The organism is Sphingomonas sp. P3_C6, from assembly GCF_056402595.1.
In genome coordinates this window covers 14,306-41,210 of record NZ_JBFUHB010000011.1, presented here as the reverse complement: position 1 = coordinate 41,210, position 26,905 = coordinate 14,306, and the positions used below count along the sequence as shown (strand labels likewise).

Here is a 26,905-nt window from a genome sequence, read left to right as displayed (position 1 = left end):
GCGCCGGTCCGCCATGATGCCTGACCTGCTGGGAGGCAAAGCATAATGTCGGCACCCGATTTCTCGCTGCTCGCGAAACGGCGCTTTGCGCCGATGTTCGTCGTTCAGTTCCTGGGGGCGTTCAACGACAATGTCCTGAAGTTCGCGATGCTCAGCCTCGCGACCTACACCCTGTTTCCGCAGGACCCGAACCATGTCGCCCTGCTCGGCAACATCGCGACGGGCCTGTTCATCCTGCCCTATTTCCTGTTCTCGGCGATGGCCGGGCAGATCGCCGACGCCTGGGACAAGGCGCGCCTGGTCCGCATCATCAAGGGCGCGGAGGTGATCATCATGGCGCTTGGCCTGATCGGCTTCTGGTTTCAGTCGGTGCCGGCGCTGATGACCGCCCTGTTCATGATGGGCATGCATTCGACTTTCTTCGGGCCCGTGAAATATTCGATCCTGCCCCAGCATCTGCACGGCAACGAGATCGTCGGCGGCACCGGCCTGATCGAGGGCGGCACCTTCCTCGCCATCCTGGGCGGTCAGCTGCTCGCGGTGACCGGCGTGCTGCCGGCGTGGGAATGCGGCCTCGCGGCAACCGCGCTGGCCGGTCTCGGCTTTGCGGCAAGCTGGGCGATCCCGCCCGCGCCACCGGCGGCACCCGACCTGACGATCGATCGCAACCCGTTCCGCAGCACCTGGCAGATCCTCAAATCGGCGCATCAGGGGGAGGGCGTGTGGCTCTGCATCCTCGGCATCAGCTGGTTCTTCGCGGTCGGGGCGATCCTGGTCACCAACTTCCTGCCGCTCGTTTCGGGCGCGCTCGGCGGCACGCAGGGCGTGGTGACCCTGTTCCTGATCGTCTTCTCGGTCTCGATCGCGCTCGGCTCGACCCTGGTCAATCGCCTGCTCAAGGGCGTTGTGTCGGCGAAGTTCGTGCCCGCCTCGGCCCTGGCGATGGCAGCGTTCATGATCGACCTGTGGCTTGCGACGCGGCATTATCCGATCCCTGGCACCCCGGTGACCTCATGGGAGTTTGCGAAGAATCCGGGCAACTGGCGCGTGCTGGTCGATCTGGTCGGCATCTCGGCCGCGGGCGGCATGTTCGTCGTGCCGCTCTATGCGGTCCTGCAGACGGCGACGGCGCCCGAGGAACGCTCGCGCATCATCGCCGCCAACAACATCGTCAACGCGGCGATCATGGTCGCGGTGGTGGCGGTCGTCCTGTTCATCCAGTCGCAGGGTGCGAGCATCCCCGGCGTGATCGGTGCGCTCGGCTTCTCCACGCTGGCGATCGCGCTGATCTCCTGCTGGCTGCTGCCGGAAACGGTGATCAAGGCGACGCTGCGCACCATCCTGAAGCTGATCTACCGGATCGAGGTGCACGGCGCCGAGAACATGCCGCAGCCGGGCGACCGCGCGGTGGTGGTGGTAAACCATGTGTCGTGGCTGGACGGCCTGCTGCTCGCGGTGTTCCTGCCGGGCAAGCCGGTGTTCGCGGTCAACAGCCTGGTGGTGAAGCTGTGGTGGATCCAGCCGGCACTGAAGCTGTTCCGCGCCTTCCCGGTCGATCCGACCAACCCGATGTCGGCTAAGTCGATGATCAAGGCGGTGCGCGGCGGCAACACGCTGGTGATCTTCCCGGAAGGGCGCATCACCGTCACCGGCGCGCTGATGAAGATCTTCGACGGCCCGGGCATGGTCGCCGACAAGGCCGATGCGCCGATCGTCCCGGTGCGGATCGACGGGGCGCAGTTCACGCCCTTCTCCTATCTCAAGGGCAAGGTGCGCCAGCGGACCTTCCCGCAGATCAGCCTGACCATCCTGCCGCCGCGCCGCTTCGTCATCGAGGGCAAGATGAGCGCGCGCGCGCGCCGCGCCGTTGCCGGGCGGCAACTCTATGACGTGATGAGCGACATGATCTTCGCCACGTCGGACATCGACCGGACGCTGTTCCAGGCGTTGCTCGATGCGAAGGATATCCATGGCGGCAAGACTGCGGTGGTCGAGGACATCAAACGCGATCCGCTTACCTATAAGCGCCTGATCACCGGCAGCCTGGCGCTCGGCCGCGCGTTCGAGCCCGGTACGAAACAGGGCGAGGCGATCGGTGTGCTGCTGCCCAACGTGTCCAGCGTGGTCGCGAGCTTCTTCGCGCTGCAGGCGATCGGGCGGGTGCCGGCGATGCTCAACTATACGGCGGGCCTCGCCAATCTGAAGGCGGCGTGCGTGGCGGCGGAGATCCACACCATCGTGACCGCACGCGCCTTCGTCACCCAAGCCAAGCTCGAGGCGGTGGTCGAGGGTCTCGCGGCGGAGGGCATCGCGATCCGCTATCTCGAAGACGTGGCGGCCGGCATCGGCGGCGGCGCAAAGCTGCGCGCATTGCTCGCCACGCGGTTTGCCGGGCGGCTGCATCGTCGTCGCCGCGTCTCGCCTGACAGCGGCGCGGTGATCCTGTTCACCAGCGGATCGGAAGGGCTGCCCAAGGGCGTGGTGCTCACCCACCGCAACTTGCTCGCCAACTGCCTGCAGCTCTCGGCACGGATCGACTTCAACCAGAGCGACCTGGTGCTCAACGCGCTGCCCGTCTTCCACAGCTTCGGCCTGACCGGCGGCACGCTGCTGCCGATCCTCAGCGGCATCAAGACATTACTCTACCCGAGCCCGCTGCATTACCGGATCGTGCCGGCGCTGGCGTACGATTCCAACGCGACGATCCTGTTCGGGACCGACACTTTCCTCGCCGGCTATGCCCGCATGGCGCATAGCTACGACTTCTACTCGCTGCGCTACATCTTCGCCGGAGCAGAGCGGGTGCGGGACGAGACGCGGCGCGCCTATGCCGACAAGTTCGGGCTGCGTATCCTTGAAGGCTATGGCGCTACCGAGGCGGGGCCGGTGATCGCGGTCAACACACCGATGTATTTCCGATCGGGCAGCGTCGGCCGGTTGCTGCCGGGCATCGAGGCGACGCTGGAGACGGTGCCGGGCATCGACGAGGGCGGGCGGCTGTCGATCCGCGGGCCGAACATCATGGCAGGTTATCTGAAGGTCGATGCGCCCGGACAGCTCCAGCCTCCCGCGGGCGGTTGGCACGACACCGGCGATATCGTGACGATCGACGAGGCCGGCTTCGTCACCATCCGCGGCCGCGCCAAGCGCTTCGCCAAGATCGGCGGCGAGATGATCTCGCTACCCGCGGTGGAAGGCTATGCGTCGGCGGTCTGGCCTGACGCGGAGCATGCCGTCGTCACCCGGCCCGATGCGCGCAAGGGCGAGCAGCTCGTGCTGTTCACCACCCGCAAGGATGCGGCCGCCGCCGCGCTCCAGGCCTGGGGCAAGGCGAACGGCGTGGCGGAGATCGCCATCCCGCGCGATATCCGTGTGGTGGAGGAGTTGCCCGTGCTCGGCACCGGCAAGCTCGATTATGTAACGATGGGGGCGATGGCGGCCGCCTGATCTCCGGTTGAGAGCTGGCGGGGCTCAGTTTCGCTCCGCCAGCTCCAGCCGAAGCACGAAGGCGCAGCCGCCGGTCCAGCGGCGCTCCAGGTCGAGCGTGCCCGACATGAGCTGCGCCATGCGCCGGGCCGATGCCAGGCCAAGGCCGAACCCGCCGCGCTCGACCCTGCCATGGTCGGTGCCGCGGGTGTAATCCTCGAAGATGCGGTCGACATCGGCAATGGCGATGCCGTTGCCGTCATCGATCACCCAGATTTCGGCCCGGTCCCCGCGGCGGCGCGTGCCGATCAGGATATGCTCGCCCTGCGCATGTTTGATCGCATTGCCGACGAGATTGCCCAGAATGCGTTTCAGCATGCGCCGGTCGGCGGCAACGATCAGGCCGCCTCGCACCACCCTGATCCGCATGCCCGCGGCAAGCGCCACGGCGCCCTGTTCGAGCGCGATGGCGGAGAGGGTTTCGTCCAGCGCGACGGGCTCGATCCGCACGGGTGCCGCGCCGGCTTCGAGCCGCAGATGGTCGAGCATGGTTTCGAGCAGCGACTGAGTCGAGGCGAAGGCGCTGCGTGCGCCGGCCACCGCCCGCTCGCGTAGGGCGTCATCCGTGCTGTCGAGGATCTGGTCGAAATAGAGGCTCGCCGCCTGAAGCGGCTGTTGCAGATCGTGCGAGGCCGAGGCGATGAAGCGGGTCTTCGCATCGCGCTCCTTGCGGACGATGGCGAGCGCCGCCTCCAGCGTTTCCGCAGCGCGCCAGATCAGGCGGCGGATCATCACCAGGGCAACGCCCTCCATGATGAGGAAGCCGGCCAGGGGCAGGGCATATTCGACGTCGTAGACCAAGGTGAACGACGCCATCGACGCGACCACCGCCAGCGCGCCGACGATCGACAGGCGATCCCGGTTGAGGATGATCACCATGGCGATGAACCACATGCACAGGATGATCATCAGCAGTCGCAGGATGTCGCCGGCTGGCGGCATCAGTATCCACACGCTGGCGACGATGCCCGCGCTGAACGCCAGCGACGCGATCTGCCCCATCGTCACCCAGAAGCGGCGCGATCTCTTTGCGCGCCAGCCCGGCACCAGCGATGCGGCGATGGTGCCGACCTGAAAGACGATGCAGGCGCCCATATAGGCGACCCAGGGGTTCAGCAGCGCCGGATCGACGATCGGCGCGAACTCGGCGCGGATGAACAGGGTGACCGTGGTGATGACGACCAGCCCGACCAGCAGCGGCATGATGCGCGACCATGCCTTGCGCGCGCCGCGGGGGCGGGGCTTGGGGCCTGCCCAGGGAGCTGTCGGCTTGGAGATGAGCGTTCCGGCCATACGCGTCACGCGATTTCGTCAGGCATTGATGGCGACACTGCGTCAGGATTCTGTTGAAGGCTGATGAAAGAGAGAGTTGATGTCTCTGGGGTCGGGCGGAGGTCAGTCATCTATTCTCCGGAACAGCCTGTGAGGCGCGGAATTGTCTGAATAAAATTCGCGACGGTGTCCACCATCGTTCAGGCAATTCGTGCCGAGATCGCGGACCGTGAGTCGGTTCGACGCGTCGGCGCCTGTTCCGACTTCAATTGATCTTCGACTTATGGTCGCTGTCGAGGCTGCGCTGCATCAGGCCGGGGTTGATGTCGGCCGGTGGGTTGGGGGAGGGGCATCGCGCCGCCGGCCAGCATTGGCTTGTAGTTCGACGCGGCAGCCGTCAAATAACGCGCATGCGCATGAACTGGTTGTTCCTCAAGGTGTTGGCGCTCGGGCTGCTGGGCATTGCCCCGGTAGGGGAAGCCTGGGCACGGTCCCCGGACGTGCAGGCGGCGTCTGCCAAGGGCGACTATTATTCGATTCTGGTTGCCGAACGCCGGGTCACGCGCCTTCCGGCCGGCCCGCTTTACTGGAAGATCGAACGCTTTCCCACGCTCCAGGCGGCAGAGAGCGCTCCTGTGAGCAGCTACGCCCTCATCGCCTCCATCGCCGACCGGCACTGGTTGTTCACCCTTGGGGCGAGAGGCGCCGCGGCACATGGTGGAACGGCGGTCGCGGAGATCGGCCCCATCGAGGCGCCTCACGCCAAAGCCTATCTCTTGCGGGTGAGCCATGCCGGTGGCCCGGCGGGTTCCAGAACGGCAGCCTATAAGCGGGTGGGATCCGAGGCGACCTACGTACTGAGCGGGCAAATCTCGCAACGCACGCCGCGCGGCATGGTCGTCGCCGCCGCCGGAGCCGTCTTGAATGGCGCGCCCGAGGTGACGACGCAGACCATGAGCAGCGGTGCGGCCGATCTGGAGCAGATCATGCTCTCCGTCCTTGACGTGGACCGGCTCAGTCAGGATGCGCTGGCCGTCGCGGCCAAGCCAGTTAAAGCCGGGCGCGGTGATCCGCGATCGAAGGGGCGAAGGCCGATCCTCCCGCCAATCGTCCGCGATGCGCCGGAGCCGCCTGCAATCACCCCACCGCCGGTAGAGCCTCCGCCTCCGCCGCCGCCGGAACCAGTGAGGCTCATCCTGGCGCCGACGCACAAGCGCTGACCGGAGACTTTGCCGACTAATCACGGTCGCGGCGCAGCGATGAAAGCCGCTTCCGCAATATCGCACCGATTTCAATCTGCCCGATGATTCCGGCTTCTGCCGATCCGAAACGCGCTGACGACCGACTTGACGCCGATCACCACCTCGCTGGCTGCGCGCAGCATGACCGTCGAAGCCAAGACCGCGCTGGCGGGAGGTGTTTTAGAGGTTCGTGGGCGTGCTTCCGGTTTGAAAAAGCCCATCGCGCGAAGCGGCATCTTGGTGGGCCGGGTGACCCGAAACCGGGAAAAACACAATCTTCAACGGGCGCTGGTGGAGCTGAGGGGAATCGAACCCCTGACCTCTGCAGTGCGATTGCAGCGCTCTCCCATCTGAGCTACAGCCCCGCACCCGCTCCGGGCCCGTATGTCGAGCCGGAAATGCGCGTTTAGCGAGCCTTTTTGGGCGATGCAACCGGATCGCCGATGGCTCTTCAACTTTCACCGCAACGGACCGCGTCGTATGTGGGGCGGGATATCGCTACGCCTGCGTAACTATCGGAACTAACACGGCTTTCGATCCTTTCCTGAACAGTCGAGCGGGTACGCCATCGTGCCTGCCGCCACTGCAATATCGAAGGAAGGACGCCGTCATGGACAATGGACGCTATCTCCGGAACACCAACCCGCAGGCCGATTATTCGGACCGCGGCGAGGCCGATTACACCCGCGATTTCGGGTCGGGCCAGGATTACACCTATTCGAGCGCCCGCGAATATCAGGCGGCGGGCGAACTGGGCCGCGGCCGGGGTCGCGACTACGGCCAGCGTGATTTCGGATCGCGGGATTATGGCAGTCGGGACTATGGCGGGCGCGACTACGGCCCCCGCGAATATGGCAATGGCGCCTATGCCCAGCGCGATCAGCGCAATCTCGGGCAGCGCCGCTACACCCGCGATGCCGGCTTCCAGGGCGACTATCGCGGCAGCTATCGTTCGGACGGACATCGCTTTACCGAGACGGGTGATCGCGACGAGGGCCGGTCAGATTATGGCCGCCGAGACCGCGGCCGGCCCGAGGGTTATGACTATCAGGATCGCGACTTCTTCAGCCGCGCCGGGGACGAGGTCCGCTCCTGGTTCGGTGACGAGGAGGCCGAGCGTCGTCGCGAAATGGACTCGCGCTACGACGAGCGCCAGGGCGGCGGTCGCTGGGACAGCCCCTATGCGCGCGACAGCCACCATCACGATGGGGATTATCACAGCTGGCGCCGGTCGCAGATCGAGGCGCTGGACCGCGACTATGACGAATATCGCCGGGAGAACCGCTCGAAGTTCGAGAACGAGTTCGGCAGCTGGCGGACCGAACGCCAGACCCAGCGCGGTTCGCTATCCAAGGTGAGCGAGCATATGGAAGTTCTCGGTTCCGACGGCGAGCATGTCGGCACCGTCGACAAGGTGCGCGGCGACCGGATCATCCTGACGAAGTGCGACGCCGACGCCGGCGGCCGGCATCATTCCATCCCGTCACGCTGGATCGACTCGGTCGACGACAAGGTGAAGATCCGCAAGACGGCCGAGGACGCCAAAGCCCATTGGCGCGACGAGGAGCGCAACGGTGCCTTCTTCGGCGAGAATCGCGACGAGGAGAGCGGCAAGGGCCCGCACGTCCTCAACCGGAGCTTCTCGGGCACCTATTAAGCCCTGACCGAGGTCTCCCTGGCCCCTCTCCCCGCAAGGGGGGAGGGGTTTTCTTTTGGGTTCTACGCTGGCGGCTATGGCTGGCTCGTTCGAGGGTCTGATCCAACCGGATGGAAGCGCGCAAATTCGTCATGCCGGACCTGTTCCGGCATCCACAGTGTCGTAAGATCCTCTGCCGACGAGTTTGCGGCACGGTGGGCCCCGGAACAAGTCCGGGGTGACGATCAGATCGGGCGAGTCAGATTCTATATTACTTGAGACGCGTCCAGGGTCATGCCTGAAGAGGTTTGCGCAGAGGCGCGGACGCGCAGAGATCACGCCCCGCGCGATCATCATGCTTGGGCACTTGCGCATTCACAGACCCGGGCTGGCTGTCACGACGTGCCGGGCATGTAGCGGATACTGTCCGCGCCTCTGCGCCTGTGCGCGAATCTCCAAAACGGACCGGCCCGCGATGCCGGGTCCTGCTGTCAGCGGCGCTTCAGATCGCGCCGCTGAACGTGTCGCACTGGTTCGGATCGCCGCTGTCGACCCCGCGCCGCAGCCAGGCCATGCGCTGGGCCGAAGTGCCGTGGGTGAAGCTGTCCGGCACGACGCGGCCCTGCGCCTCTTTCTGCAGCGTATCGTCGCCGATCGCCTGAGCTGCGGTCATGCCTTCCTCCAGGTCGCCCGGCTCCATCCGGTCGCGGTTCTGCGCCGCCCAGACCCCGGCGAAGCAATCCGCCTGAAGCTCCAGCCTGACCGACAGGGCATTGCCCTGACTACGGCTGGCGCGCGCCATCTGCTGCTGGACCTTGTCCGACGTGCCGAGCAGATTCTGGATGTGATGGCCGAATTCATGCGCGATCACATAATCCTGCGCGAAATCGCCCTTGGCGCCGAAGCGCGTGCTCAGCTCGTTGAAGAAGCTGGTGTCGAGATAGATGCCCTGGTCGCTCGGGCAATAGAAGGGTCCCATCGCGCTCTGCGCCGCGCCGCAGCCCGACTGACCCTGACCGCCGAAGAACACCAGCTTGGGCTGGGCGAAGCGCTCGCCTGCCTTGCTGAACAGCGCTGCCCAGGTCTTGTCGGCCGAGCTGAACGCGTTGCACGCGGCCTTGCTTTCGGCATTGAGGGTGCAGCTCGACTTGGTATCGCTGCCCGCGGTCGGTCCGTTGCCGACCCGTTCGGTGCCAGGCGCGGAAATGCTGCTGCCACCGCCGCCGCCGGTGAGCGAGCCGAGCCCGCCGAACAGCGCAAAGACGATCAGCAGCACGACCACGCCGCCGCAACCGAAACGGCTCATCACCAGGGGCAGCAGGCCGAACAGCATCCCGCCGCCGCCCCCACCGCCGCCGAACCCGAATCCGCCGCCCTGACCGCGCTGATCCTCTACATTGATGTTGGGATCGAAATCGTCGAGGCGCATCTTCCTGGTCCCGGGGTCGTTGCCGATGCGGCATGAATGCGCGGCGGCCCAGCTTGTTGCAAGCCTCGCACATATATCCGTCGATCGCACGTGACGCTATTTTCATCAAACTGCCGTTGATCCCGCCGCCCCGGCGGCGCATGGCGAGGTCGATGGCCGATGCCGAAACCCCCAGGCCGCTGCGCCAGGCCCAGCTTCGACAGGCGGAGGTGTTGCCGCTGCCCGAGTGCGTCGCGCTGGTGCTTCAGGGCGGCGGGGCGCTCGGCAGCTATCAGGCGGGCGTGATCGAGGGGCTGCAGTCGCGCGGGATCGAGATCGACTGGGTCGCCGGGATCTCGATCGGAGCGGTCAACGCGGCGATTTTCGCGGGCAACCCACCGCATAAACGCGTCGAGATGCTCACTGCCTTCTGGGACATGGTGACCTCGTCGCTGCCCAGCTTCCCGATCTACCCCGACGATCATCTGCGCGAATGGCTGCACGAATGGTCGGCCGGCTATGTCATGGCGGCTGGCGTGCCGGGCTTTTTCGCGCCGCGCATGGTGTCGCCCGTCTTCGCCGTGCCGGGCTCGCCCGAGGCGCTGAGCTTCTACGACTCGGCGCCGCTGCGGGAGACGCTCGATTCGCTGGTCGACTGGGATCTGCTGAACAACGGGCCGGTGCGGCTCTCGGTCGGCGCGGTCGATGTCGAGAGTGGTAATTTCAACTATTTCGATACCCGGACCACGCGGATCGACGCGCGACATATCATGGCGTCGGGCGCGCTGCCGCCCGGCCTGCCGCCGGTCGAGATCGACGGGCGGCTGTGGTGGGACGGCGGCCTCGTCTCGAATACGCCGCTCACGCATGTGCTCGACAATCAGTCCGAGCCGTTGCTCGCTTTCCAGGTCGACCTGTTCGCCGCAGCGGCCGACCGGCCGAGGACGATCATGGACGTCGCGGCGCGCGAGAAGGAGATCCGCTTCTCAAGCCGGACGCGCCAGGTGTCGGATCAGGTCATGCGTATCCGCAAGGACCGGGAGATTGCGCGCAAAGTGATCGCCAAGCTGCCCGACGCCATGCTGAACGACCCGGACGTGCTCGCGCTGAAAGCGAGCTCGGCGGAGCATCCCGTCAGCCTCGTCCAGCTCATCTACCGCACCAACGCCTGGGAAGGCGGATCGCGCGACTTCGAATTTTCCGCCCGGACCATGCGCGAGCACTGGCATGCCGGGCGTGAGGCCATTGCCGAGACGATGGTCAACGCGCGCCTCGTCGCGGCCAATATCGAAACCGGCAAGACGGCGGCGTTCGACCTAACGGCGAAACCCCCGACCATCTGAGACTTTCAACCACGGAGAACCCCATGTTCCTCAAGGGCAAGAGCGCGATCATCACCGGTTCCACCTCGGGCATCGGCCTTGCCTATGCCAAGGTGCTGGCCGGCGAGGGCGCGAGCGTGATGATCAACGGCTTCGGCGATGCGGCCGCGATCGAGACGGAGCGCGCCGCACTCGAGGCGGCCAGCGGAGCCAAGGCGCTCTACGACGCAGCCGACATGACCGACCCTGCGGCGATCGCCGCGATGGTCAAGCGCTGCCATGACGAGCTGGGCGGGCCGGACATCATCATCAACAATGCCGGCATCCAGCATGTCGCGCCGATCGAGGATTTCCCGCACGACAAGTTCGAGGCGATCATCAAGATCAACCTGACCTCGGCCTGGTACATGATGCAGGCGGCGGTGCCGTATATGAAGGCGGCGAAATGGGGCCGGATCATCTCCACCGCATCGGCCCATTCGATCGTCGCGAGCCCGAACAAGAGCGCGTACGTGATGGCGAAATTCGGCCTCGCCGGCCTGACCAAGACGATTGCGCTGGAGACCGCGACCAACGGCATCACCGTCAACTGCATCTCGCCCGGCTATGTCTGGACGCCCCTGGTCGAGAACCAGATCCCCGACACGATGAAGGCGCGGAACATGACGCGCGAGCAGGTGCTGAACGACGTCCTGCTCTCCGCCCAGCCGACGCGTGAGTTCGTCACGCCGGAACAGGTTGCGGCGCTCGCCCTGTTCCTGTGCCGGGACGAGGCGAAGTCGATCACCGGTGCAAACCTCTCGGTCGATGGCGGCTGGACCGCAGCCTGACGGGAAGGAGAACCCTCCGGGTTCTTCCGGGTTGGCAATCAAGGCGGGCCGTGGTTAGCTGCACCGTTGCTGATGAAAGAACCGGTCGCTTGAAAAGACTTTCCCTCAGCCTGTGTGGCTGCGCCCTTCTTGCCGGGTGTGGTGGCAAGGCGAACAAGCCCGTCGAGGTCGCCGCGGCGCCCGCGCCGGCCATCGTGCCGCTGACCGCGTCGCCACCGGCACCTGAACCACCTTTGCCGGTGACGCTGAGGGTGGCCAGCATGGACTGGCACAAGGTCGCGACCGACAAGGACCGGGAGCGACTGCGGACCTGGCGCACCGCCTGGATCACGGCGCTGGGCAAGATCAAGGCGGCTGGCCGCGGTGCCGACCTGACCGGGCAGGGTGCATTGTTCGAGCCTGATCGTGCGCTGTCGAATGCGGCACCGCCGCCGGGACGCTATCGCTGCCGCGTGTTCAAGCTCGGCGCCAACGGCACCGCGATGCGCGATTTCACCGCCTATCCGCCTTATGAATGCCGGATCAACGATGAGGGCGAGGTGTCGAGCCTGTACAAGGTCGGCGGATCGCAGCGACCGGTTGGCCTGCTCTTTCCCGACGGCGGCGCGCGGGTGGTGTTCCTCGGCACGATGATGTTCGGCGATGAAAAGAAGCCGATGGATTACGGCCGCGACGATGGCCGCGACATGGCCGGCTATATCGAGCGGGTCGGCGACAAGCGCTGGCGGCTAGTGCTGCCCTGGCCGAAATTCGAATCGATCGTCGATGTGGTGGAGCTGGTACCGGCGGAGTAGTGCGAGACGGCAGGCAAGCCCAGTCGATAGCAGTAACAGCCAAAAAACTGTACCGTCCAGGAATGGCAGGCATCGATACCAGCCGCTGGGACGTGATCACCGGCGATATCACCAAGTGCGACGTGGATGTCATCGTCAATGCGGCGAATTCCTCGCTGCTCGGCGGCGGTGGCGTGGATGGAGCAATCCATCGGGCGGCAGGGCCGGACCTGGTGCACGAATGTCGTATTCTGGGCGGATGCAAGACGGGCGCTGCCAAAATCACAAAGGGTTATCGTCTTCCCGCGCGCCACATCATCCATACGGTCGGCCCGGTATGGCGCGGTGGTGAGGCGGGTGAGCCCGCGCTGCTAGCCAGCTGTTACGATTCAGCGCTCGCGCTGGCTCGACAGAACGGACTGCGAAGCATCGCGTTCCCGGCCATCTCGACCGGGATTTTCGGCTATCCGATGGACAAGGCCGCCGATGTGGCGGCCGTATCGGTCGCCAACTGGCTCGAGGCGTCGCCAGATGCTTTCGATCGGATCATCTTTGTGTGCTTTGACGTGAGGGCAACAGAAATCTACGCCGCAGCCGCAGCGCGGCGCGATGCCCGGTCATCAAAGGGCTGACGGTGCTGCGGTCGGCAACCTAGACCAGCAGCCCGAACTCCCCGACGATCCATTGATACAGCTTCGGCGATTTTCTCGCCACGTCGGCGCGCGAGAACGGCGGCCGCGCCAGCCGGCCGTACAGGACCGCGCTTGCCGTCATCGCGAAGAATTCGACGGGATGGCTCAGCATATAGGCGCCTGCAGGATAGAGGCGGGAAGCGCGGGCCTCCTCGTAGAACTGAAGCACATCCGCGTTCCGATAGCCGTCAGGCAACCGCAACAGGTGGTAGCGGTGGAGCAGTTCGTGCAGCAGCATCGGATCATCGGACGGCACCGCACGTCGTTCGAAATGCACCCCGTCCGGCGCGATGCGCGACATGCTGCCGGGGATGGTGTCGACCGCGATGCGCTGGCCGGCGAAGAAGTCGATGATCGCCGGGTCGATCGGCAGTGCCTCGACCAGTGCGATCTGCGCGGCGAGCGCGGCGGCGATTTCCGGCGTCTCGGGCACGCCCTGCCAGTCGATCGGGAAATGCGGCGCCAGCGCGAGCGCCGGAACGGGCGGCAGCAGCATCACACAAAGCCCCGCCGCCAGCAGATCGCGGCGGCTGGCCTGCATCAGCAGCCGCCCACCGCCTCGTCGGGGTGGAGCGCGGTCGCATCCTCCCGTCGCTCGGGCCGGATATAGATGGACGAGAGCTGTGGCAGCGCGGCCTTCAGGTCGGTCTCGATCGCTTCGATCAGCAACTCGGCTTCGCCCATGCTGAGCGTGTCGCGGAAGTCGGCGCTGATCGCCACGAAGATCCGGTCGGGCGCCGTGTGAATCGTCCGCACATGATTGACCCAGGTGATTTCCGGTCGGGCATCGACGATCTTGCGGACCTGCGTGACCACGGCCGGGTCGGCCCCTTCGCCGATCAGCAGCCCTTTTGCCTCACGCGCCAGCAGCGCGGCGACCACGCCGAGCAACAGGCCGATCGCGATCGAGGCGACGCCGTCGATGCGCGGATCACCCCAGGCATGGCTGGCCCAGACGCCGATCGCGGCGATCACCAGGCCGGCAAGTGCCGCCGAATCCTCGAACAGCACGATGAACCCGGCCGGGTCCTTCGACGCTCGTACCGCCTGCCACCAGTTCGTGCCGCGCACCGACCCGGCAAATTCGCGCATGGCGAAGATCCAGGACGCTCCCTCCATCGCAAAGGCGACCGCGAGCACGATATAGTTGATCGTCGGATCGCGGAGAGGCTCGGGCTCGGCGATATGGACCCAGCCTTCGTAGATCGACACGCCAGATCCCACCGCGAAGATCAGGATCGCGACCACGAAGCTCCAAAAATACAGCTCGCGACCATAGCCGAAGGGATGATCGACATCGGGCGGCCGGCGCCCCCGCTTCTGACCGTAGAGGAGCAGGACCTGGTTGAGGCTGTCGACGACCGAGTGGAAACCCTCTGTCAGCATCGACGAGGACCCGGAGATGCCGGCGGCAACGAATTTGGCGACCGCGATGCCGAGATTGGCCGCGAGCGCCGCATAGATGACGAGGTTGGAGCCCTGCTTCGTTGCCGCCAATGCTGTTTCCTTTTGCGAGGCATCCTAAGCGCAGACGACTGAAGCGCGCCAGCGATTGAAACGATCCGCTGCGACCTGTTATAACATGCGTATGAACAAACACGTCACCGATGGCGACATGCGCGCCAAGAAACTCAAGCTCATCAAGGTCGGTAATTCGACCGGCGTGATCCTGCCGCGTGCAGTGCTGGATCGGTTGCGCGTTTCACAGGGTGATGCGTTGTTTCTGAATGAGTCGCCGCAAGGTTACAGTTTGTCGGCGCATGACCCTGATTTTGCAGACGCGATGGGCGCGGCAGAGGAAATCATGCGTGAGGATCGTGACATTCTGGCGGTGCTCGCTCGCTAGGCGATGACGAACTTGCGATTCCTGAGCGCGGAATTGGCTTTCGCCGTCCACGAGCGCCAACTCGCTGAGCATGGCGGGCTCGACGGCATCAAGGATGCCGGTCTGCTGGAATCGGCGATTAGCCGGCCTTTGAACAAGCACGCCTATGGGGAGGACGATCCCTGTGCGCTGGCGGCCGCTTATGCGTTCGGTATAGCCCGCAACCATCCATTCAACGATGGCAAAAAGCGTACGGCCTGGGTGATGGCGCGATTATTCCTGCGGCTGAACGGAGTGGCCATCGCTTTCGACAAGGTAGATGCCATTAGAATGGTGTTGGCACTCGCTGCGGGCGAGTTGGACGAGGCTGCCGTCACCGATTGGTTCAGCGCCAGACTGGTCCCGTAATGGAAATGCCCGCCGGCATATCCGCCGGCGGGCATCCTTTCCTCCCCAGGAAACTTTCAAGGCGCCGCTATGAGCGGCTTCCTACGGTCGTGTGGACTAAACGAGGCTGCCTAGAGGAGCTGCCTGAGACCGGCCCTAGAGGGGTACATTGCCGAAGTCAGGCGGTGTGGGCGAGGTTGCGATGTCGCGTTGTCATGTCTGCATGGCGCAATGTCTGAAATTCTGTAAAAAGTTGACAAAAGTCTGGCTGCTGACGATGGCGGATCTGTCGGAGGAGCACGGATATGGCGGACAGGAAACTCTTTGCCGGGCACGCGGTGCGGCGTCTGCGCCGTCAGGCGGGCCTGACCCAGGCGGCGATGTCCGACGTGCTGGCGATCTCGCCGAGCTATCTCAATCTGGTCGAGCGCAACCAGCGGCCTTTGTCCGCGTCGCTGCTGGTCAAGCTGGCCGAAAGTTTCGATTTCGATCCGCGTGCCCTTGCTGCCGGAGAGCCGGGGGGTGGGGAACCGGCAATCCGGCGGCGGCTGGCCGATCCAATGTTTGCCGATCTCGAGATCGACCGGAACGAGGTCGAGGAATGGCTTGCCGGCGCGCCGGGCGGTGCGGAGGCCTTTGCCCGGGCCTATGACCGGATCGGGTCGGGCTCGGCGCCGGGCGAGGCGGGTGCCAGCGATCCGATTGCCGAGGTGCGGCGCGAGATCGAGCGGTGGCGCGGGCATTTCGCCGATCTGGATGTTGCGGCGGAAAAGCTCGCGGACGAATTGCGGCTCGGCGCGGGCGATCTTTATGGCGCCATTGCCGAGCGGTTGCGGGTCAAGCATCAGCTCACGATCCGTATCCTGCCGGTCGATGTCATGCCGGATCTGCTACGCCGGCTCGATCTCCATGCCCGGCAATTGCAGCTGAGCGAAACGCTCGACCCCGCCTCGCGCACCTTCGCTGCCGCCTTCCAGCTCGCGCAGATCGAGGCGCGGGGCGAGATCGACGCGCTGGGCAAGGGGGCGAGCTTCACCGACCGCGCGGCGGAGCGGCTCTATCGCCGCCACCTCGCCAGTTATTTCGCCGCCGCGGTGATGATGCCCTATGCCCGCTTCCTGCGTGCGTGCGAAGCGACGGGTTATGATCTGGAGCTGCTCCAGCGGCGCTTCGGTGTGGGTTTCGAACAGGTCGCGCACCGGCTGCCCACGCTCCAGCGCGTGGGCGCACGCGGACTGCCCTTCTTCATGGTTCGGGTCGACCGGGCTGGGCAGGCGTCCAAGCGCTTCTCGGGTGCGAGCGGATCGCCGCTGGCGGAGGCCGAAGGGCGTTGCCCCCTGTGGCGCATCCACCATGCCTTTGACCGGCCGGGTTCGCTGGCGGTGCAACTGGTCGAACTCGAGGGTGGCGCGCGCTGGCTCACCATTGCGCGAACGGTGGCACCCCAGGGCCGGCGCTATGGCGCGGTGCCGGCCGAGTTTGCGGTCGGGCTTGGCGTGGCGGCAGAGTTCGCCGGCAGCCTGGCAGTGGCAAGGGGCGTCGACCTCAAGGGCGAGGCGACCCCGATCGGCCTTGGCTGCCGTGCGTGTCTGCGCGAGCGCTGTCCGCAACGTTCTGCGCCCCCGATCGGACGGGTAATGCTGATCAACGAGCGCGAACGCGGTGTATCGCCCTTCTCCTTCGGCGGTGATTGAGGCTAGTCGATAATTTACAAATTTACCTGGTATTGTGGCATATTGTGACAGCTTAACGCGGTTCTTCCTCGTGTGTGGGCTACGCGGTTTGTCAATTTATGTACTTATCCTCGCATAACATCCAGCGAGGGACGTATAGTGACCTACCAGAACGACATCGCGCATCTCGGCCAGCTCATCGGCGGCAAGAACGGCACCTGGGACGGGATCGATGCCGAATCGGTCGCCCGCATGCGTCTCCAGAACCGTTTCCGCACCGGACTCGACATCGCGCGCTACACCGCGGCGATCATGCGCAGGGACATGGCGGCCTATGACGCCGATCCCGCCAACTACACCCAGTCGCTCGGCTGCTGGCACGGCTTTATCGGCCAGCAGAAGATGATTGCCATCAAGAAGCACTTCGGCTCGACCGAGCGGCGCTATCTCTATCTGTCGGGCTGGATGATCGCGGCGCTGCGCTCCGAATTCGGCCCGCTGCCCGATCAGTCGATGCACGAGAAGACGTCGGTCCCGGCGCTGATCGAGGAACTCTACACCTTTCTCCGCCAGGCCGATGCCCGCGAACTCGGCATGATGTTCCGCGAGGTCGACGCGGCGCGCGAGGCCGGCGACCAGATCAAGGAGAAGCAGGCCCTCACCGCGATCGAGAACCACCAGACCCATGTCGTGCCGATCATCGCCGATATCGATGCCGGATTCGGCAACGCCGAGGCGACCTATCTGTTGGCCAAGAAGATGATCGAAGCGGGCGCCTGCGCGCTGCAGATCGAAAACCAGGTCTCCGACGAGAAGCAGTGCGGCCATCAGGACGGCAAGGTCACCGTGCCGCATGAGGACTTCCTGGCGAAGGTCCGCGCCTGCCGCTACGCCTTTCTGGAACTGGGTGTCGAGGACGGCATCATCGTCACGCGCACCGACTCGCTTGGAGCCGGTCTCACCAAGCAGATCGCGTTCAGCAAGGAACCGGGTGACCTGGGCGACCAGTATAATGCCTTTCTCGATTGCGAGGAGATCACGCCGGAGAATGCGCGCAGTGGCGATGTGGTCATCAACCGCGGCGGCAAGCTGATGCGGCCGAAGCGCCTGGCGTCGAACCTCTATCAGTTCCGCGCCGGCTCGGGCGAGGATCGCTGCGTGCTCGACAGCATCACCTCGCTGCAGAACGGCGCCGACCTGTTGTGGATCGAGACCGAGAAGCCGCATATCGAGCAGATCGCCGGCATGGTCGACCGCATCCGGGAGGTCATTCCGAACGCGAAGCTGGTCTATAACAACTCGCCCTCGTTCAACTGGACGCTGAACTTCCGCCAGCAGGTGTTCGATGCATGGAAGAACGAGGGCAGGGACGTCTCCGCCTATGACCGGGCACGCCTGATGAGTGTGGACTATGACGGGACCGAGCTGGGCGACGAGGCCGATGAGCGTATCCGCACCTTCCAGGCGGACAGCGCGCGCCGGGCGGGCATCTTCCACCACCTCATCACCTTGCCGACCTATCACACCGCAGCGCTGTCGACCGACAATCTGGCGAAGGAGTATTTCGGCGAGGCCGGCATGCTCGGCTACGTCCTCGGCGTGCAGCGTCAGGAGATCCGCCAGGGCATCGCCTGTGTGAAGCACCAGAACATGTCGGGCTCCGATATCGGCGACGACCACAAGGAGTATTTCGCCGGCGAAGCCGCGCTCAAGGCGGGCGGCGCGCACAATACGATGAACCAGTTCGCGGCGTAAGCGAACGGTGCGTGCAGGGGCGGCCTGGGGCAGAAGTCCTGGGCCACTTCCTTGGACCGTCATGCCGGACTTGTTCCGGCATCCATTCTTCCCCTCGCGCTGGCAGCGCTTGTGGCACGATGGACCCCGGAACAAGCCCGGAGTGACGGAATGGTTTTCCTTGCGGCCGCCTAGATCTTCAGCAGCAGGATCGGCACGACCACACCCGCGACGAGCATGATGGTCGATACCCGCCGCGTCGCGCGGTTGTTCAGCGCGATGACGATGCCGAGTACGGCCGACAGGATCAGTCCGATCGACAGGATCACCGCGAAGATCTTGAACGGCAGTGCCGAAGGCTTGGGTTTCTGCGGTGCTTTGGCCGCAGGCTTCGCAGCCGGTTTCGCATGGTCGTCGGCGCCAGCAGCCTTGGGCTGAGGCAGGCGATCGTCCTTGTGGACGCTCGCAAGCCAGACGATCCAGGTCGGTGGCGTGCCGCCCCAGCCCTTTTCTTCCTGCAGGCGGAACGTCTGCAACGCGCCGCTCAGCGAGAAGAAGATGATCGCAGGCGCCAGGAACATCCCGATATAGAGATGATAGCGCCGCAGGGCCTGCTGGGTCTTGGCTTTCATGCCGCCGCCCTAGCCGGAGCGCCGGGGCGGCGGCAAGCGTTTAGCCGGCCGAGGTGACCCGCCACAGCGTGTTGCCAAGATCGTCGGCGATAAGCAGGCCGCCGGTACGATCCACCGCCAGTCCGACAGGCCGTCCGCGGGCGTTTTTCTGCTGCGCGTCGAGGAAGCCGGTGACGACATCTTCGGGCGGGCCGCTCGGCTTGCCGCCGGCAAAGGGCACGAACACGACCTTGTAGCCGTTGAACGGATCCCGGTCCCAGCTGCCATGCTCGCCGACGAACGCGCCGTTCCGGTAATGCGCGGGCAGAGTCGCGCCCGTGTAAAAGGCTAGGCCGAGCGGTGCGACATGCGAGCTGAGCGCATAATCGGGCGGGATGGCCTTCGCCACCAGATCGGGGCGTTGCGGCTTTACGCGGACGTCCACATGCTGGCCGTAATAGCTATAGGGCCAGCCATAGAAAGCGCCTGGTTGCACCGAGGTCAGATAGTCGGGGACCAGGTTCGGCCCGATTTCGTCGCGTTCGTTGACCACGGCCCAGAGCTTGCCGCTTTCCGGGTTCCAGGTCAGGCCATTGGGATTGCGCAGGCCGCTGGCGAAGATGCGATGCGCGCCGGTGGCCCGGTCGATCTCCCAGATCGCGGCGCGGCCAGTCTCGGCGGCGATACCGTTCTCGGTTATGTTGCTGTTCGATCCGACGCCGGCATAGAGCTTCGTGCCGTCCGCGCTGGCGACGAGACTCTTGGTCCAGTGATGGTTGATGGGGCCGCCGGGCAGGTCGGTCAGCTTCGTGCCGGGCCCGTCGATCTTCGTTGCGCCATCGACATAGGGATAGCGCATGACGGCGTCCGTATTGGCGACATAGAAATCATGCCCGACCAGCACGACACCGAAGGGCGAGTTGAGATGGTCGAGGAAGATCGTCCGCACGTCCGGTTTGCCGTCGCCGTTCGTGTCGCGGAGCAGGGTGATGCGGTTGCCGCCCTTGGCGGCCGCGCCGGCCTGTTTCTGCACCAGTCCCATGATGATATCCTTGGGGCGGTGGATCGGCTCGGCCGGCCCGCTGCTCTCGACGATCAGCACATCGCCATTGGGGAGGACATAGGGCTGGCGCGGATGCATCAGCCCGGTGGCGAGCGGCGCGATCTTGAGTCCTGCCGCGACGGTCGGCATCTCGCCATTGGTCCAGGGCGTCGCCTTGGCAACCTTCATCGGCGGTAGCAGATATTGGTGCGGTGCCGGCAGATCGGGGTTCGCGCCGATCTGGGTGCTCGGGTCGGCGGGTGTGCCGTTGCCACAGCTTGCGAGCGCCATGGCGACGCCGGAGAGGAGGAGAAGCCGCGAAACACGCATGGCTGAAAATCCTTGATGAAGCGCGCGGGTCATTGGGCCATCCCCACGCCATCGCGGTGAACCATTCGCCAGCCCATCAGACCGGTAAAGGCGAGGATCAGGACGACGATCGCGGAGAGGGTGATGCCCAGCGGCACGACCGAGGTGTAGCCGTCGCGGCTGTGGACGAAGGCGTTCACGATCGACAGGCCGATGACCAGCGCGTTGCCGATGACATGCGGCCAGGCGGGTGGCAGCGCCCTGATCCGGCGGCTGAACAGGAAATCGATCAGCCCAGCGAGCACCGCGAAGGCAGCGAAGATCAGGCCGACGGTGATCAGCCAGATCGACATGGTTTCCCACAGCATGTCGGCGGTGAGGGCATAGACGATATCGGTGCCGAACGCCGCGACGAAGCAGCCGATCGGGATCGGCACCAGCAACATGTGGATCGGGTGCCCGCCAAGGGTGGCGGTGGGTTGTCGGGTGTCGGTCATCGCTGTTGTCCTGCGGCCGTCGGGCATGTGTCCCGAAGAGCGCTAGTACGATCCGTTACCGGTCCGGTTCCGAATACGGGGCCATCATGAAACTTAGTTTAGATTTGGGCTTTTAGCTCGGCGAGCCAGCGGGCGCGGAGTTGGCCTGGGCGGGTCGGGTAGCGTATCTCCAACAGCTCCGCGGTGACGATGCGGTCGAGGCGGAAGCTGCGGAAGCCGGCGCGGAGTTCGCACCAGGCGATGAGGACGCGGGCGCTGTGGTGATAGCCGAGCAGGGCGGGCCAGACGGTGCGCTCTGTTGGAGTTTCGTCCTGCGCGCGATAGGCCAAGTGGAGCTTGCGGCCGGCGCGGATCGCCTGGCGGAGCATCGTGGCGTCGACCGTATCCTGGGGCATGTCCCAGGCCGGAGGCGTCCGCGCGACTGGATCGTCGAGCAGCGCACGCATCTCCGCCGGCACCACCGCGGCGATCTTCGCGATCAGGTTGCGCGCGGCGGCGGCCAGGGCGGGGTCGCCATGCCCTGCCACCCATTGCGCGCCGAGCACCGCCGCCTCCACCTCTTCGGGGTTGAGCATCAGCGGCGGCAGGTCGAACCCGCTTTCGAGGACATAGCCGATGCCGGCCTCGCCCCGCACCGGCACGCGCTGCGCCATCAGCGCGGCGATGTCGCGATAGACCGAGCGTTTCGATGTCTCGAGCTCGGCCGCGATCGCATCGGCGGTGATCGGCCGGCGCTCACGGCGAAGGATCTGGACGATCTCGAACAGGCGGTCGGCGCGGCGCATGAACAAGTCCTAACGACAGGCTGCTGCCACTATGCTGGCAGCAGGGTGGCAGTAAGTCCACTCCCGCAACCAAGGGAGACCATCATGCTCAAGACCTATCATGGCAGCTGCCATTGCGGCGCCGTCACCTTCGAGGCGGATCTCGACCTCGAAGCCGGCACCGGGCGATGCAATTGCTCGATCTGCACCAAGCGCCGGGCCTGGGGCGTCAACATCAAGCCCGATGCCTTTCGTCTGATCCAGGGCAAGGACGCATTGTCCGATTATCAGTTCGGCACCTTTTCCGGCCATCACCGCTTCTGCCGGACCTGCGGATGCGCGCCGTTCGGCGACGGCCATGTCGAGGCGATCGGCGGCGACTTCGTCAGCATCGCCGTCAACTGCCTCGACGATGTGACGCCGCAGGAAATGGCCGACGCCCCGGTCACCTACGCCAATGGCCGCGAGAATCTCTGGTGGGAGAAACCCGCGGTCACTGTTTATCTATGAGGTGATTGCTGCGTCTGGCTGCTTCCCGGCGAAGGCCGGGGCCCAGTTGGGAAAGCGGAGGTAACGAAGCGCAACGGTTACCAGTATCGTCCCCCAACTGGGCCCCGGCCTTCGCCGGGGAGCCGCAGGGGATGGCCGGCCCGTCACGGGCCGGCCGTTACAGCTTGACGAAGGCCAGCGAATTATTGGGGTTCATCGGGATGATGAGCTGGTTCGCGCCCGCATCGAGGCACATGGAGGCTGCGCTCGGGATGCCGCTCGCGATCAGTTCGGCCTTCTCGCCCGGGCGGATGCGCGAGACGCCGCCATTCATCACGCTGCTCACATATTTCGTGCCGTCGGGCATGATGACGAGACCGTCATTGCCCGGCTGTACCGCATGTTCGGTCTTGAGCAGCCTGGCGGCAGGCGAAAAGGTCAGCACCGAATCGTCGCCGATATTCACCACGACGATATTGCCATCCTTGTCGATCGCCACGCCGTTGGGGCGCGACAGGGGCGCGCCTTCGAGGAAGACCGAGGTCTTGCCGTCAGGCGTGATCTTGTAGATCCGCCATGGTGTCTGTCCGTCCGCGCTGCCGGTCTGCGAGCCGTAGATCGTGCCGTCCGCCGCAATGCCGATATCGTTGAGCCAGGCCACCTCGGGGCTGGCGATCTCGCCCGCCGGTGCGCCGGTCTTCAGGTCGAACATGCGGATGACGGACGTGCGCCTGGCGCCGTCGGCCGTATCGCCGTCGCTGTCGGCGAGGTAGAGCTTGCCGCCATGCACGTCGCTGCCGAAGGGCTGGTTGAGCACCAGGCCGTTGCGCGTCGCGCCGATCCATTTCGACGTGTGCACCGATCCGTCATGATTGATCAGCGACACATAACCGTCGTTCGGCGCTTCCTTCTGCGTGCCGCCGCGGTTGACGGCCATGATGAGGTTGCGGTTCGGATCGTAACTGCAGCTTTCGGCGCTGACGATCGCGCCGTAAACCTTCACATTGGAGGTCATCGGATTGAACTTGCCGTCGGCCGTCACGCCGAGCGGGTTTCCGGCAGCGAAGGGTTGCGGGGCGGCCGGGGCGGGGGCCTGCTGAGCTAATGCCGATGTGCCGGCAAGCAGAAGGGCAACACATGACGCAGCGATAACCGTCTTCATATCCTGGTCCTCCCAGTTGAGTTTTTTTGGTCAGGCGCCGGCGTTGGTCAGTCGCTCCAGCTGTTCTTCGGTCAGGTCGAGGCCGAGCGAGCCGGCGAGTTCGTCCATCTGCGCGACGCTGGTCGCGCTGGCGATCGGGGCGGTGACGCCCGGCTGCGCCGCCAGCCAGGCAAGCGCGATCTGCGCGAGCGTCGCGCCGGTCTCGGCCGCAACCTCGTCCATCGCCGCCAGTACCGCCTTGCCTTTGCCCTCGATCAGGTCGGTCATCCGCCCGCCGCGCACGCTTTTGCCGAGATCGTCGGCAGAGCGGTATTTGCCCGTGAGGAAGCCCGAGGCGAGCCCGTAATAGGGCACCACGCCGATATCGTGGACGACGCAGAAATCCTGCAGCTCACCCTCGAACTTGTGGCGGCTGACCAGATTATATTCCGGCTGCAGCACCTGATAATGCGGCAGGCCATGCGCCTTGGCCGCGTCGTTCGCCGACTTGAGGCGGAGGGCATGGAAATTGGAGGCGCCGAGCGCGCGAATCTTGCCGGCATCGATCAGCTTGGCGAACGCGGCGAGCGCATCCTCCTGCGCGACCGAATCGTCGTCCTGATGCGCGAAATAAAGATCGATCTGCTCCACGCCGAGCCGCTTGAGCGACGCCTCGGCCGCGGCGGCGATGCGCGCGGGCGCCAGCTTCTCGCCGCCCTCGCCGGGCAGCATGCCGACCTTGGTCGCGATCTGCACCTTGTCGCGCTTGCCGCTCGTGCGCAGCCATTCGCCGATCACGCTTTCGGATTCGCCGCCCTGATGGCCGGGCACCCAGGCCGAATAGACATCGGCGGTGTCGATCATCGTACCGCCGGCCGCAACGAACGCGTCGAGCACGGCGAAGCTGGTCGCCTTGTCGGCGGTCCAGCCGAAGACGTTGCCGCCCAGCACGAGCGGGGCGATGTGGAGATCGGTCGCACCAAGGCGGCGTAATTGGGTCATTGCGGCTGTTCTCCGTTGGCGTCGTCGATCTCGTTCGCCGACACAGCGTTCATGTCGACGCTGTTGGCATCGAGCATTGCCGCTGCGTCGTTGAGGGCGCGCGCCTCTGCGGGCGTCGCCGCGCCGGGTGTGTCGTTGCCGCCACCGCAACCGGCGAGCAGCAGCACGCCGACCAACAGGATGCCGGACCTGAAATAGGCCATCCGTCTCTCCGTTCGTTCCGAGTTTTCGGCGGACCGACGGCCCACGCAATATCAATCTTGTACGGGAAACACTTCGATACAGCAGGCGCGAAGGATCCTGATCAGTCCTCGATCTCGCTGCCTGCCCGCTTCATTGCGTTGCCGGTCTTGTCGAGCGTCTTGTCGGTCGCGTTGTCGATCGTGGAGCCGGCATTGTCGATCGACGATTCGGCGGCACCCAGGGCGCGATCGGCGGCGGCGGTGGTGTCGGATGCGGCTTCGCTCATCGTCGCATTGGCGTCGGCGGCGATCGTGTCGGCCGCTTCGGCGGTCTCGTTCTGCGCCTTGGGGCTGCAGGCGGCGAGGCCGAGCGCGGCAGTCAGCGCAAGCGGGAATACAAGGAATTTCTTCATCTGTCAGGCTCCTCATGTCAGATGCACGCCGCGATCGGGCGCGTCGCGGCGAACGCTATCGAAGGGGTGGGACGCGCGCAATGTGCTTCGGTTCCGCACCTGCGTCGTTGACCTCATATAAAGATATCTTTATATCTGATCGGACGATGACCCTCGCCCTCGACATATTCCGCGCGCTCGCAGACGGTACCCGCCTGCGCATCCTCGCGCTGCTCCGCTCGATGGAGCTGTCGGTCGGCGAACTCGCACAGGTGCTCGGGCAAAGCCAGCCGCGCGTCAGCCGCCATGTGAAGATCCTCTGCGACGCCGGCCTTGCCGAGCGGCGCAAGGAGGGCAGCTGGGTGTTCGTTGCGCTGGGGGCGCCGGCAAAGGTCGATCCGTTGCTCGCCTCGCTCGATCAATGGGGCAAGCTGGAGCCCGATCACTGGACGGTCGCCGACGCGGCACGCCTGGCGGCGGTGCGCGCCGACCGCGCCTCCTCGGCGGCTGTCTGGTTCGAGGCCAATGCAGGGCAATGGGACGCGATCCGATCCCTCCATATCGCCGAGAGCGAAGTCGAGATGGCGATGTCCGCGATCCTCGGCCTTGAAGGGGAAGAGGGAGCCCCGATCGGCCAGCTCATCGACATCGGCACCGGTACGGGCCGCATGCTCGAACTGTTCGCCGGCCGCGCGAAGGCGGCGCTCGGCATCGATCGCAGCTCGGAAATGCTGCGGCTGGCCCGTGCCAAGCTCTCCGAACGCGGCCTTGCCAATATCGAGCTGCGCCAGGCCGATCTCTATGCGCTGCCGCTCGGCGATGGTGAGGCGGATGCGGCGATTCTCCATCATGTGCTCCATTTCGCGCAGCAGCCGGGCGCGGCGATCGCCGAGGCGGCGCGCGTCCTGTCCGATGGCGGGCGCCTGCTGATCGCCGATTTCGCGCCGCACGACCGCGAGGAACTGCGCACCCGCGATGCGCATACCCGCCTCGGCTTTTCCGACGAGCAGATCGCGGCCTGGTTCGATGCGGCCGGGCTCGTCCCCGCCCGCACCGAGACGCTGGAGGGCGGCGAGCTGACGGTGAAGCTCTGGCTCGCGCGCAAGGCGGCCACGCAAAAACAGGTACCGGTACGAGAGGTTAAGGCAGCATGACGACCCAGAACCCGCAAAGCGAAGCGCGCCGCGCCCAGGCGTCGCCGCTGTTCGCCGACCTCGCGGGCGACGCGCAGGTGTCGTTCGAGTTCTTCCCGCCGAAGACGCCCAAGATGGAAGAGACGCTGTGGGACGCGGTGAAGACGCTGGAGCCGCTCAATCCGCGCTTCGTCTCGGTCACCTATGGCGCCGGCGGATCGACCCGCGAGCGCACCCATGCGACGGTCGCGCGTATTCAGCGCGAGACATCGCTGGCGGCGGCGGCCCATCTGACCTGCGTCGAGGCGAGCAAGGCCGAGATCGATCAGGTCGCCGAGGAATATTGGGCGGCCGGCGTGCGGCATATCGTCGCGCTGCGTGGCGATCCCCCCGTGGCGGGCGCGAAGTTCGTCGCGCATCCGGACGGGTACGAGAATGCGGCGGCGCTGGTCGCCGGCCTCAAGAAGCTCCATCCGTTCGAGATATCGGTCGCCGCCTATCCCGAATGCCATCCGGATTCACCGGACGCGACCGCCGATGTCGACAATCTGAAGCGCAAGCTCGATGCCGGCGCGAACCGCGGTATCACCCAGTTCTTCTTTTCGCCCGAGGCGTTCTTCCGCTTTCGCGACCGCGTTGCGGCGGCGGGCATCACGGCGGAGATCGTGCCCGGCATCCTTCCCGTCTCCAACGTCGCGCAGACGCGCAAGTTCGCGGCGATGTGCGGCGCGGAGATTCCCGACTGGATGGGCAGGCTGTTCGACGGGCTCGACGATCATCCCGCCGCGCGGCAGCTCGTCGCGGCGACGATCGCGGCCGAAATGTGCCGTCGCCTCTATGCCGGCGATGTGCGCAGCTTTCATTTCTATACGCTCAACCGTGCCGAGCTGAGCTTTGCTATCTGCCATATGCTTGGTCTGCGCGCGAAGGATCGGGTGAAAATCGAAGCCGCATAAACCACCCGTCATGCCGGACGTGTTCCGGCATCCACCGTTCCGCAAAACCTGCGGCCGGTGAGTGTGCGGGACAGTGGACCCCCGGAACACGTCCGGGGTGACGAAGGA

26 protein-coding genes and 1 tRNA gene are annotated in these 26,905 nt (G+C 65.4%); 14 read left to right on the top strand and 13 right to left on the bottom strand.

Annotated features, from left to right (window positions below):
* Window positions 1–45 precede the first annotated feature (45 nt).
* Window positions 46–3,447, top strand: a complete 3,402-nt coding sequence (locus AC1DT7_RS12570; protein WP_478036291.1) for an acyl-[ACP]--phospholipid O-acyltransferase — start codon at window positions 46–48, stop codon at window positions 3,445–3,447.
* A gap of 24 nt (window positions 3,448–3,471) precedes the next feature.
* Here the strand turns inward: AC1DT7_RS12570 and AC1DT7_RS12565 are convergent, their stop codons facing one another.
* Window positions 3,472–4,779, bottom strand: coding sequence for a sensor histidine kinase (locus AC1DT7_RS12565; protein WP_478036390.1), 1,308 nt, complete (start codon window positions 4,777–4,779; stop codon window positions 3,472–3,474).
* A gap of 395 nt (window positions 4,780–5,174) precedes the next feature.
* Between AC1DT7_RS12565 and AC1DT7_RS12560 the strand changes: the two genes are divergently transcribed.
* A complete protein-coding gene (locus AC1DT7_RS12560) occupies window positions 5,175–5,978 on the top strand; it encodes a hypothetical protein (RefSeq protein ID WP_478036290.1) in 804 nt (267 codons plus the stop codon).
* Window positions 5,979–6,288: 310 nt separating this feature from the next.
* On the opposite strand, the gene AC1DT7_RS12555 is transcribed toward AC1DT7_RS12560, so the two are convergent.
* Window positions 6,289–6,364: transfer RNA gene (locus AC1DT7_RS12555), tRNA-Ala, on the bottom strand.
* Window positions 6,365–6,609: 245 nt separating this feature from the next.
* On the opposite strand from AC1DT7_RS12555, the gene AC1DT7_RS12550 reads away from it, so the two are divergent.
* Window positions 6,610–7,656 carry a DUF2171 domain-containing protein gene (locus AC1DT7_RS12550; RefSeq protein WP_478036289.1) on the top strand — a complete coding sequence of 349 codons (1,047 nt, stop codon included), beginning with the start codon at window positions 6,610–6,612 and terminating at the stop codon, window positions 7,654–7,656.
* Between the two features lie 481 nt (window positions 7,657–8,137).
* Here the strand turns inward: AC1DT7_RS12550 and ypfJ are convergent, their stop codons facing one another.
* Window positions 8,138–9,064: a KPN_02809 family neutral zinc metallopeptidase gene (ypfJ, locus tag AC1DT7_RS12545; RefSeq protein WP_478036288.1), complete on the bottom strand. Its 927-nt coding sequence runs from the start codon at window positions 9,062–9,064 to the stop codon at window positions 8,138–8,140.
* 152 nt (window positions 9,065–9,216) lie between these two features.
* Here ypfJ and AC1DT7_RS12540 point away from each other — a divergent pair, with 152 nt between their 5' ends.
* The 4 genes from AC1DT7_RS12540 (at window position 9,217) to AC1DT7_RS12525 (ending at window position 12,600) form a co-directional block, all read left to right on the top strand.
* Window positions 9,217–10,386 carry a patatin-like phospholipase family protein gene (locus AC1DT7_RS12540; RefSeq protein WP_478036287.1) on the top strand — a complete coding sequence of 390 codons (1,170 nt, stop codon included), beginning with the start codon at window positions 9,217–9,219 and terminating at the stop codon, window positions 10,384–10,386.
* Between the two features lie 23 nt (window positions 10,387–10,409).
* A complete protein-coding gene (locus tag AC1DT7_RS12535) occupies window positions 10,410–11,195 on the top strand; it encodes a 3-hydroxybutyrate dehydrogenase (protein ID WP_478036286.1) in 786 nt (261 codons plus the stop codon).
* A gap of 89 nt (window positions 11,196–11,284) precedes the next feature.
* The gene (locus AC1DT7_RS12530) at window positions 11,285–11,989 is read left to right on the top strand and encodes a DUF4893 domain-containing protein (RefSeq protein ID WP_478036285.1); all 705 of its coding nucleotides are present in this window, start codon (window positions 11,285–11,287) and stop codon (window positions 11,987–11,989) included.
* A gap of 62 nt (window positions 11,990–12,051) precedes the next feature.
* On the top strand, window positions 12,052–12,600 hold the full coding sequence (locus AC1DT7_RS12525; RefSeq protein WP_478036284.1) for an O-acetyl-ADP-ribose deacetylase: 549 nt from the start codon (window positions 12,052–12,054) through the stop codon (window positions 12,598–12,600).
* Window positions 12,601–12,619: 19 nt separating this feature from the next.
* Here AC1DT7_RS12525 and AC1DT7_RS12520 read toward each other — a convergent pair whose 3' ends face one another.
* Window positions 12,620–13,201 carry a hypothetical protein gene (locus tag AC1DT7_RS12520; RefSeq protein WP_478036283.1) on the bottom strand — a complete coding sequence of 194 codons (582 nt, stop codon included), beginning with the start codon at window positions 13,199–13,201 and terminating at the stop codon, window positions 12,620–12,622.
* Window positions 13,201–14,157, bottom strand: coding sequence for a cation diffusion facilitator family transporter (locus AC1DT7_RS12515; RefSeq protein ID WP_478036282.1), 957 nt, complete (start codon window positions 14,155–14,157; stop codon window positions 13,201–13,203). The genes AC1DT7_RS12520 and AC1DT7_RS12515 overlap by 1 nt, the downstream gene beginning before the upstream one ends.
* Window positions 14,158–14,248: 91 nt before the next feature.
* Between AC1DT7_RS12515 and AC1DT7_RS12510 the strand changes: the two genes are divergently transcribed.
* From AC1DT7_RS12510 to AC1DT7_RS12495, 4 genes are all read left to right on the top strand, one after another.
* Window positions 14,249–14,506: an AbrB/MazE/SpoVT family DNA-binding domain-containing protein gene (locus AC1DT7_RS12510; protein WP_478036281.1), complete on the top strand. Its 258-nt coding sequence runs from the start codon at window positions 14,249–14,251 to the stop codon at window positions 14,504–14,506.
* Between the two features lie 3 nt (window positions 14,507–14,509).
* Window positions 14,510–14,893: a type II toxin-antitoxin system death-on-curing family toxin gene (locus tag AC1DT7_RS12505; protein WP_478036280.1), complete on the top strand. Its 384-nt coding sequence runs from the start codon at window positions 14,510–14,512 to the stop codon at window positions 14,891–14,893.
* Window positions 14,894–15,177: 284 nt separating this feature from the next.
* Window positions 15,178–16,566 (top strand): helix-turn-helix domain-containing protein, encoded by a 1,389-nt coding sequence (locus tag AC1DT7_RS12500; RefSeq protein WP_478036279.1) that lies wholly within the window; start codon window positions 15,178–15,180, stop codon window positions 16,564–16,566.
* Window positions 16,567–16,704: 138 nt separating this feature from the next.
* Window positions 16,705–18,300 carry an isocitrate lyase gene (locus AC1DT7_RS12495; protein ID WP_478036278.1) on the top strand — a complete coding sequence of 532 codons (1,596 nt, stop codon included), beginning with the start codon at window positions 16,705–16,707 and terminating at the stop codon, window positions 18,298–18,300.
* 170 nt (window positions 18,301–18,470) lie between these two features.
* Here the strand turns inward: AC1DT7_RS12495 and AC1DT7_RS12490 are convergent, their stop codons facing one another.
* From AC1DT7_RS12490 to AC1DT7_RS12475, 4 genes are all read right to left on the bottom strand, one after another.
* Window positions 18,471–18,911, bottom strand: a complete 441-nt coding sequence (locus AC1DT7_RS12490) for a hypothetical protein (protein ID WP_478036277.1) — start codon at window positions 18,909–18,911, stop codon at window positions 18,471–18,473.
* Window positions 18,912–18,951: 40 nt separating this feature from the next.
* Window positions 18,952–20,262: a PQQ-dependent sugar dehydrogenase gene (locus tag AC1DT7_RS12485; RefSeq protein WP_478036276.1), complete on the bottom strand. Its 1,311-nt coding sequence runs from the start codon at window positions 20,260–20,262 to the stop codon at window positions 18,952–18,954.
* A gap of 29 nt (window positions 20,263–20,291) precedes the next feature.
* Window positions 20,292–20,738, bottom strand: a complete 447-nt coding sequence (locus tag AC1DT7_RS12480; RefSeq protein WP_478036275.1) for a DUF2231 domain-containing protein — start codon at window positions 20,736–20,738, stop codon at window positions 20,292–20,294.
* Between the two features lie 98 nt (window positions 20,739–20,836).
* Window positions 20,837–21,523 (bottom strand): helix-turn-helix transcriptional regulator, encoded by a 687-nt coding sequence (locus AC1DT7_RS12475; RefSeq protein WP_478036274.1) that lies wholly within the window; start codon window positions 21,521–21,523, stop codon window positions 20,837–20,839.
* 84 nt (window positions 21,524–21,607) lie between these two features.
* Between AC1DT7_RS12475 and AC1DT7_RS12470 the strand changes: the two genes are divergently transcribed.
* Window positions 21,608–22,012: a GFA family protein gene (locus AC1DT7_RS12470; RefSeq protein WP_478036273.1), complete on the top strand. Its 405-nt coding sequence runs from the start codon at window positions 21,608–21,610 to the stop codon at window positions 22,010–22,012.
* Window positions 22,013–22,169: 157 nt separating this feature from the next.
* Here the strand turns inward: AC1DT7_RS12470 and AC1DT7_RS12465 are convergent, their stop codons facing one another.
* From AC1DT7_RS12465 to AC1DT7_RS12450, 4 genes are all read right to left on the bottom strand, one after another.
* Entirely contained in the window at window positions 22,170–23,153 is a 984-nt protein-coding gene (locus tag AC1DT7_RS12465; protein WP_478036272.1) for an SMP-30/gluconolactonase/LRE family protein, read from the bottom strand.
* Window positions 23,154–23,183: 30 nt separating this feature from the next.
* Entirely contained in the window at window positions 23,184–24,134 is a 951-nt protein-coding gene (locus tag AC1DT7_RS12460) for an aldo/keto reductase (protein ID WP_478036271.1), read from the bottom strand.
* On the bottom strand, window positions 24,131–24,337 hold the full coding sequence (locus AC1DT7_RS12455; RefSeq protein WP_478036270.1) for a hypothetical protein: 207 nt from the start codon (window positions 24,335–24,337) through the stop codon (window positions 24,131–24,133). Before AC1DT7_RS12455 ends, AC1DT7_RS12460 begins: the two co-directional genes overlap by 4 nt.
* A gap of 101 nt (window positions 24,338–24,438) precedes the next feature.
* Window positions 24,439–24,729, bottom strand: coding sequence for a hypothetical protein (locus tag AC1DT7_RS12450; protein WP_478036269.1), 291 nt, complete (start codon window positions 24,727–24,729; stop codon window positions 24,439–24,441).
* 146 nt (window positions 24,730–24,875) lie between these two features.
* On the opposite strand from AC1DT7_RS12450, the gene AC1DT7_RS12445 reads away from it, so the two are divergent.
* Together AC1DT7_RS12445 and metF are read left to right on the top strand one after the other, a co-directional pair.
* Window positions 24,876–25,862, top strand: coding sequence for an ArsR/SmtB family transcription factor (locus AC1DT7_RS12445; protein WP_478036268.1), 987 nt, complete (start codon window positions 24,876–24,878; stop codon window positions 25,860–25,862).
* Window positions 25,859–26,797 (top strand): methylenetetrahydrofolate reductase, encoded by a 939-nt coding sequence (gene metF, locus AC1DT7_RS12440; protein WP_478036267.1) that lies wholly within the window; start codon window positions 25,859–25,861, stop codon window positions 26,795–26,797. Before AC1DT7_RS12445 ends, metF begins: the two co-directional genes overlap by 4 nt.
* The last annotated feature ends 108 nt before the right edge of the window (window positions 26,798–26,905 follow it).

Coding starts and splice junctions, on each gene's coding strand:
- AC1DT7_RS12570 (WP_478036291.1), top strand. CDS start 46: ATGTCGGCACCCGATTTCTCGCTGCTCGCGAAACGGCGCTTTGCGCCG.
- AC1DT7_RS12565 (WP_478036390.1), bottom strand. CDS start 4,779: ATGGCCGGAACGCTCATCTCCAAGCCGACAGCTCCCTGGGCAGGCCCC.
- AC1DT7_RS12560 (WP_478036290.1), top strand. CDS start 5,175: ATGAACTGGTTGTTCCTCAAGGTGTTGGCGCTCGGGCTGCTGGGCATT.
- AC1DT7_RS12550 (WP_478036289.1), top strand. CDS start 6,610: ATGGACAATGGACGCTATCTCCGGAACACCAACCCGCAGGCCGATTAT.
- ypfJ (WP_478036288.1), bottom strand. CDS start 9,064: ATGCGCCTCGACGATTTCGATCCCAACATCAATGTAGAGGATCAGCGC.
- AC1DT7_RS12540 (WP_478036287.1), top strand. CDS start 9,217: ATGGCCGATGCCGAAACCCCCAGGCCGCTGCGCCAGGCCCAGCTTCGA.
- AC1DT7_RS12535 (WP_478036286.1), top strand. CDS start 10,410: ATGTTCCTCAAGGGCAAGAGCGCGATCATCACCGGTTCCACCTCGGGC.
- AC1DT7_RS12525 (WP_478036284.1), top strand. CDS start 12,052: ATGGCAGGCATCGATACCAGCCGCTGGGACGTGATCACCGGCGATATC.
- AC1DT7_RS12520 (WP_478036283.1), bottom strand. CDS start 13,201: ATGCAGGCCAGCCGCCGCGATCTGCTGGCGGCGGGGCTTTGTGTGATG.
- AC1DT7_RS12510 (WP_478036281.1), top strand. CDS start 14,249: ATGAACAAACACGTCACCGATGGCGACATGCGCGCCAAGAAACTCAAG.
- AC1DT7_RS12505 (WP_478036280.1), top strand. CDS start 14,510: ATGACGAACTTGCGATTCCTGAGCGCGGAATTGGCTTTCGCCGTCCAC.
- AC1DT7_RS12500 (WP_478036279.1), top strand. CDS start 15,178: ATGGCGGACAGGAAACTCTTTGCCGGGCACGCGGTGCGGCGTCTGCGC.
- AC1DT7_RS12490 (WP_478036277.1), bottom strand. CDS start 18,911: ATGAAAGCCAAGACCCAGCAGGCCCTGCGGCGCTATCATCTCTATATC.
- AC1DT7_RS12485 (WP_478036276.1), bottom strand. CDS start 20,262: ATGCGTGTTTCGCGGCTTCTCCTCCTCTCCGGCGTCGCCATGGCGCTC.
- AC1DT7_RS12480 (WP_478036275.1), bottom strand. CDS start 20,738: ATGACCGACACCCGACAACCCACCGCCACCCTTGGCGGGCACCCGATC.
- AC1DT7_RS12475 (WP_478036274.1), bottom strand. CDS start 21,523: ATGCGCCGCGCCGACCGCCTGTTCGAGATCGTCCAGATCCTTCGCCGT.
- AC1DT7_RS12470 (WP_478036273.1), top strand. CDS start 21,608: ATGCTCAAGACCTATCATGGCAGCTGCCATTGCGGCGCCGTCACCTTC.
- AC1DT7_RS12465 (WP_478036272.1), bottom strand. CDS start 23,153: ATGAAGACGGTTATCGCTGCGTCATGTGTTGCCCTTCTGCTTGCCGGC.
- AC1DT7_RS12460 (WP_478036271.1), bottom strand. CDS start 24,134: ATGACCCAATTACGCCGCCTTGGTGCGACCGATCTCCACATCGCCCCG.
- AC1DT7_RS12455 (WP_478036270.1), bottom strand. CDS start 24,337: ATGGCCTATTTCAGGTCCGGCATCCTGTTGGTCGGCGTGCTGCTGCTC.
- AC1DT7_RS12450 (WP_478036269.1), bottom strand. CDS start 24,729: ATGAAGAAATTCCTTGTATTCCCGCTTGCGCTGACTGCCGCGCTCGGC.
- AC1DT7_RS12445 (WP_478036268.1), top strand. CDS start 24,876: ATGACCCTCGCCCTCGACATATTCCGCGCGCTCGCAGACGGTACCCGC.
- metF (WP_478036267.1), top strand. CDS start 25,859: ATGACGACCCAGAACCCGCAAAGCGAAGCGCGCCGCGCCCAGGCGTCG.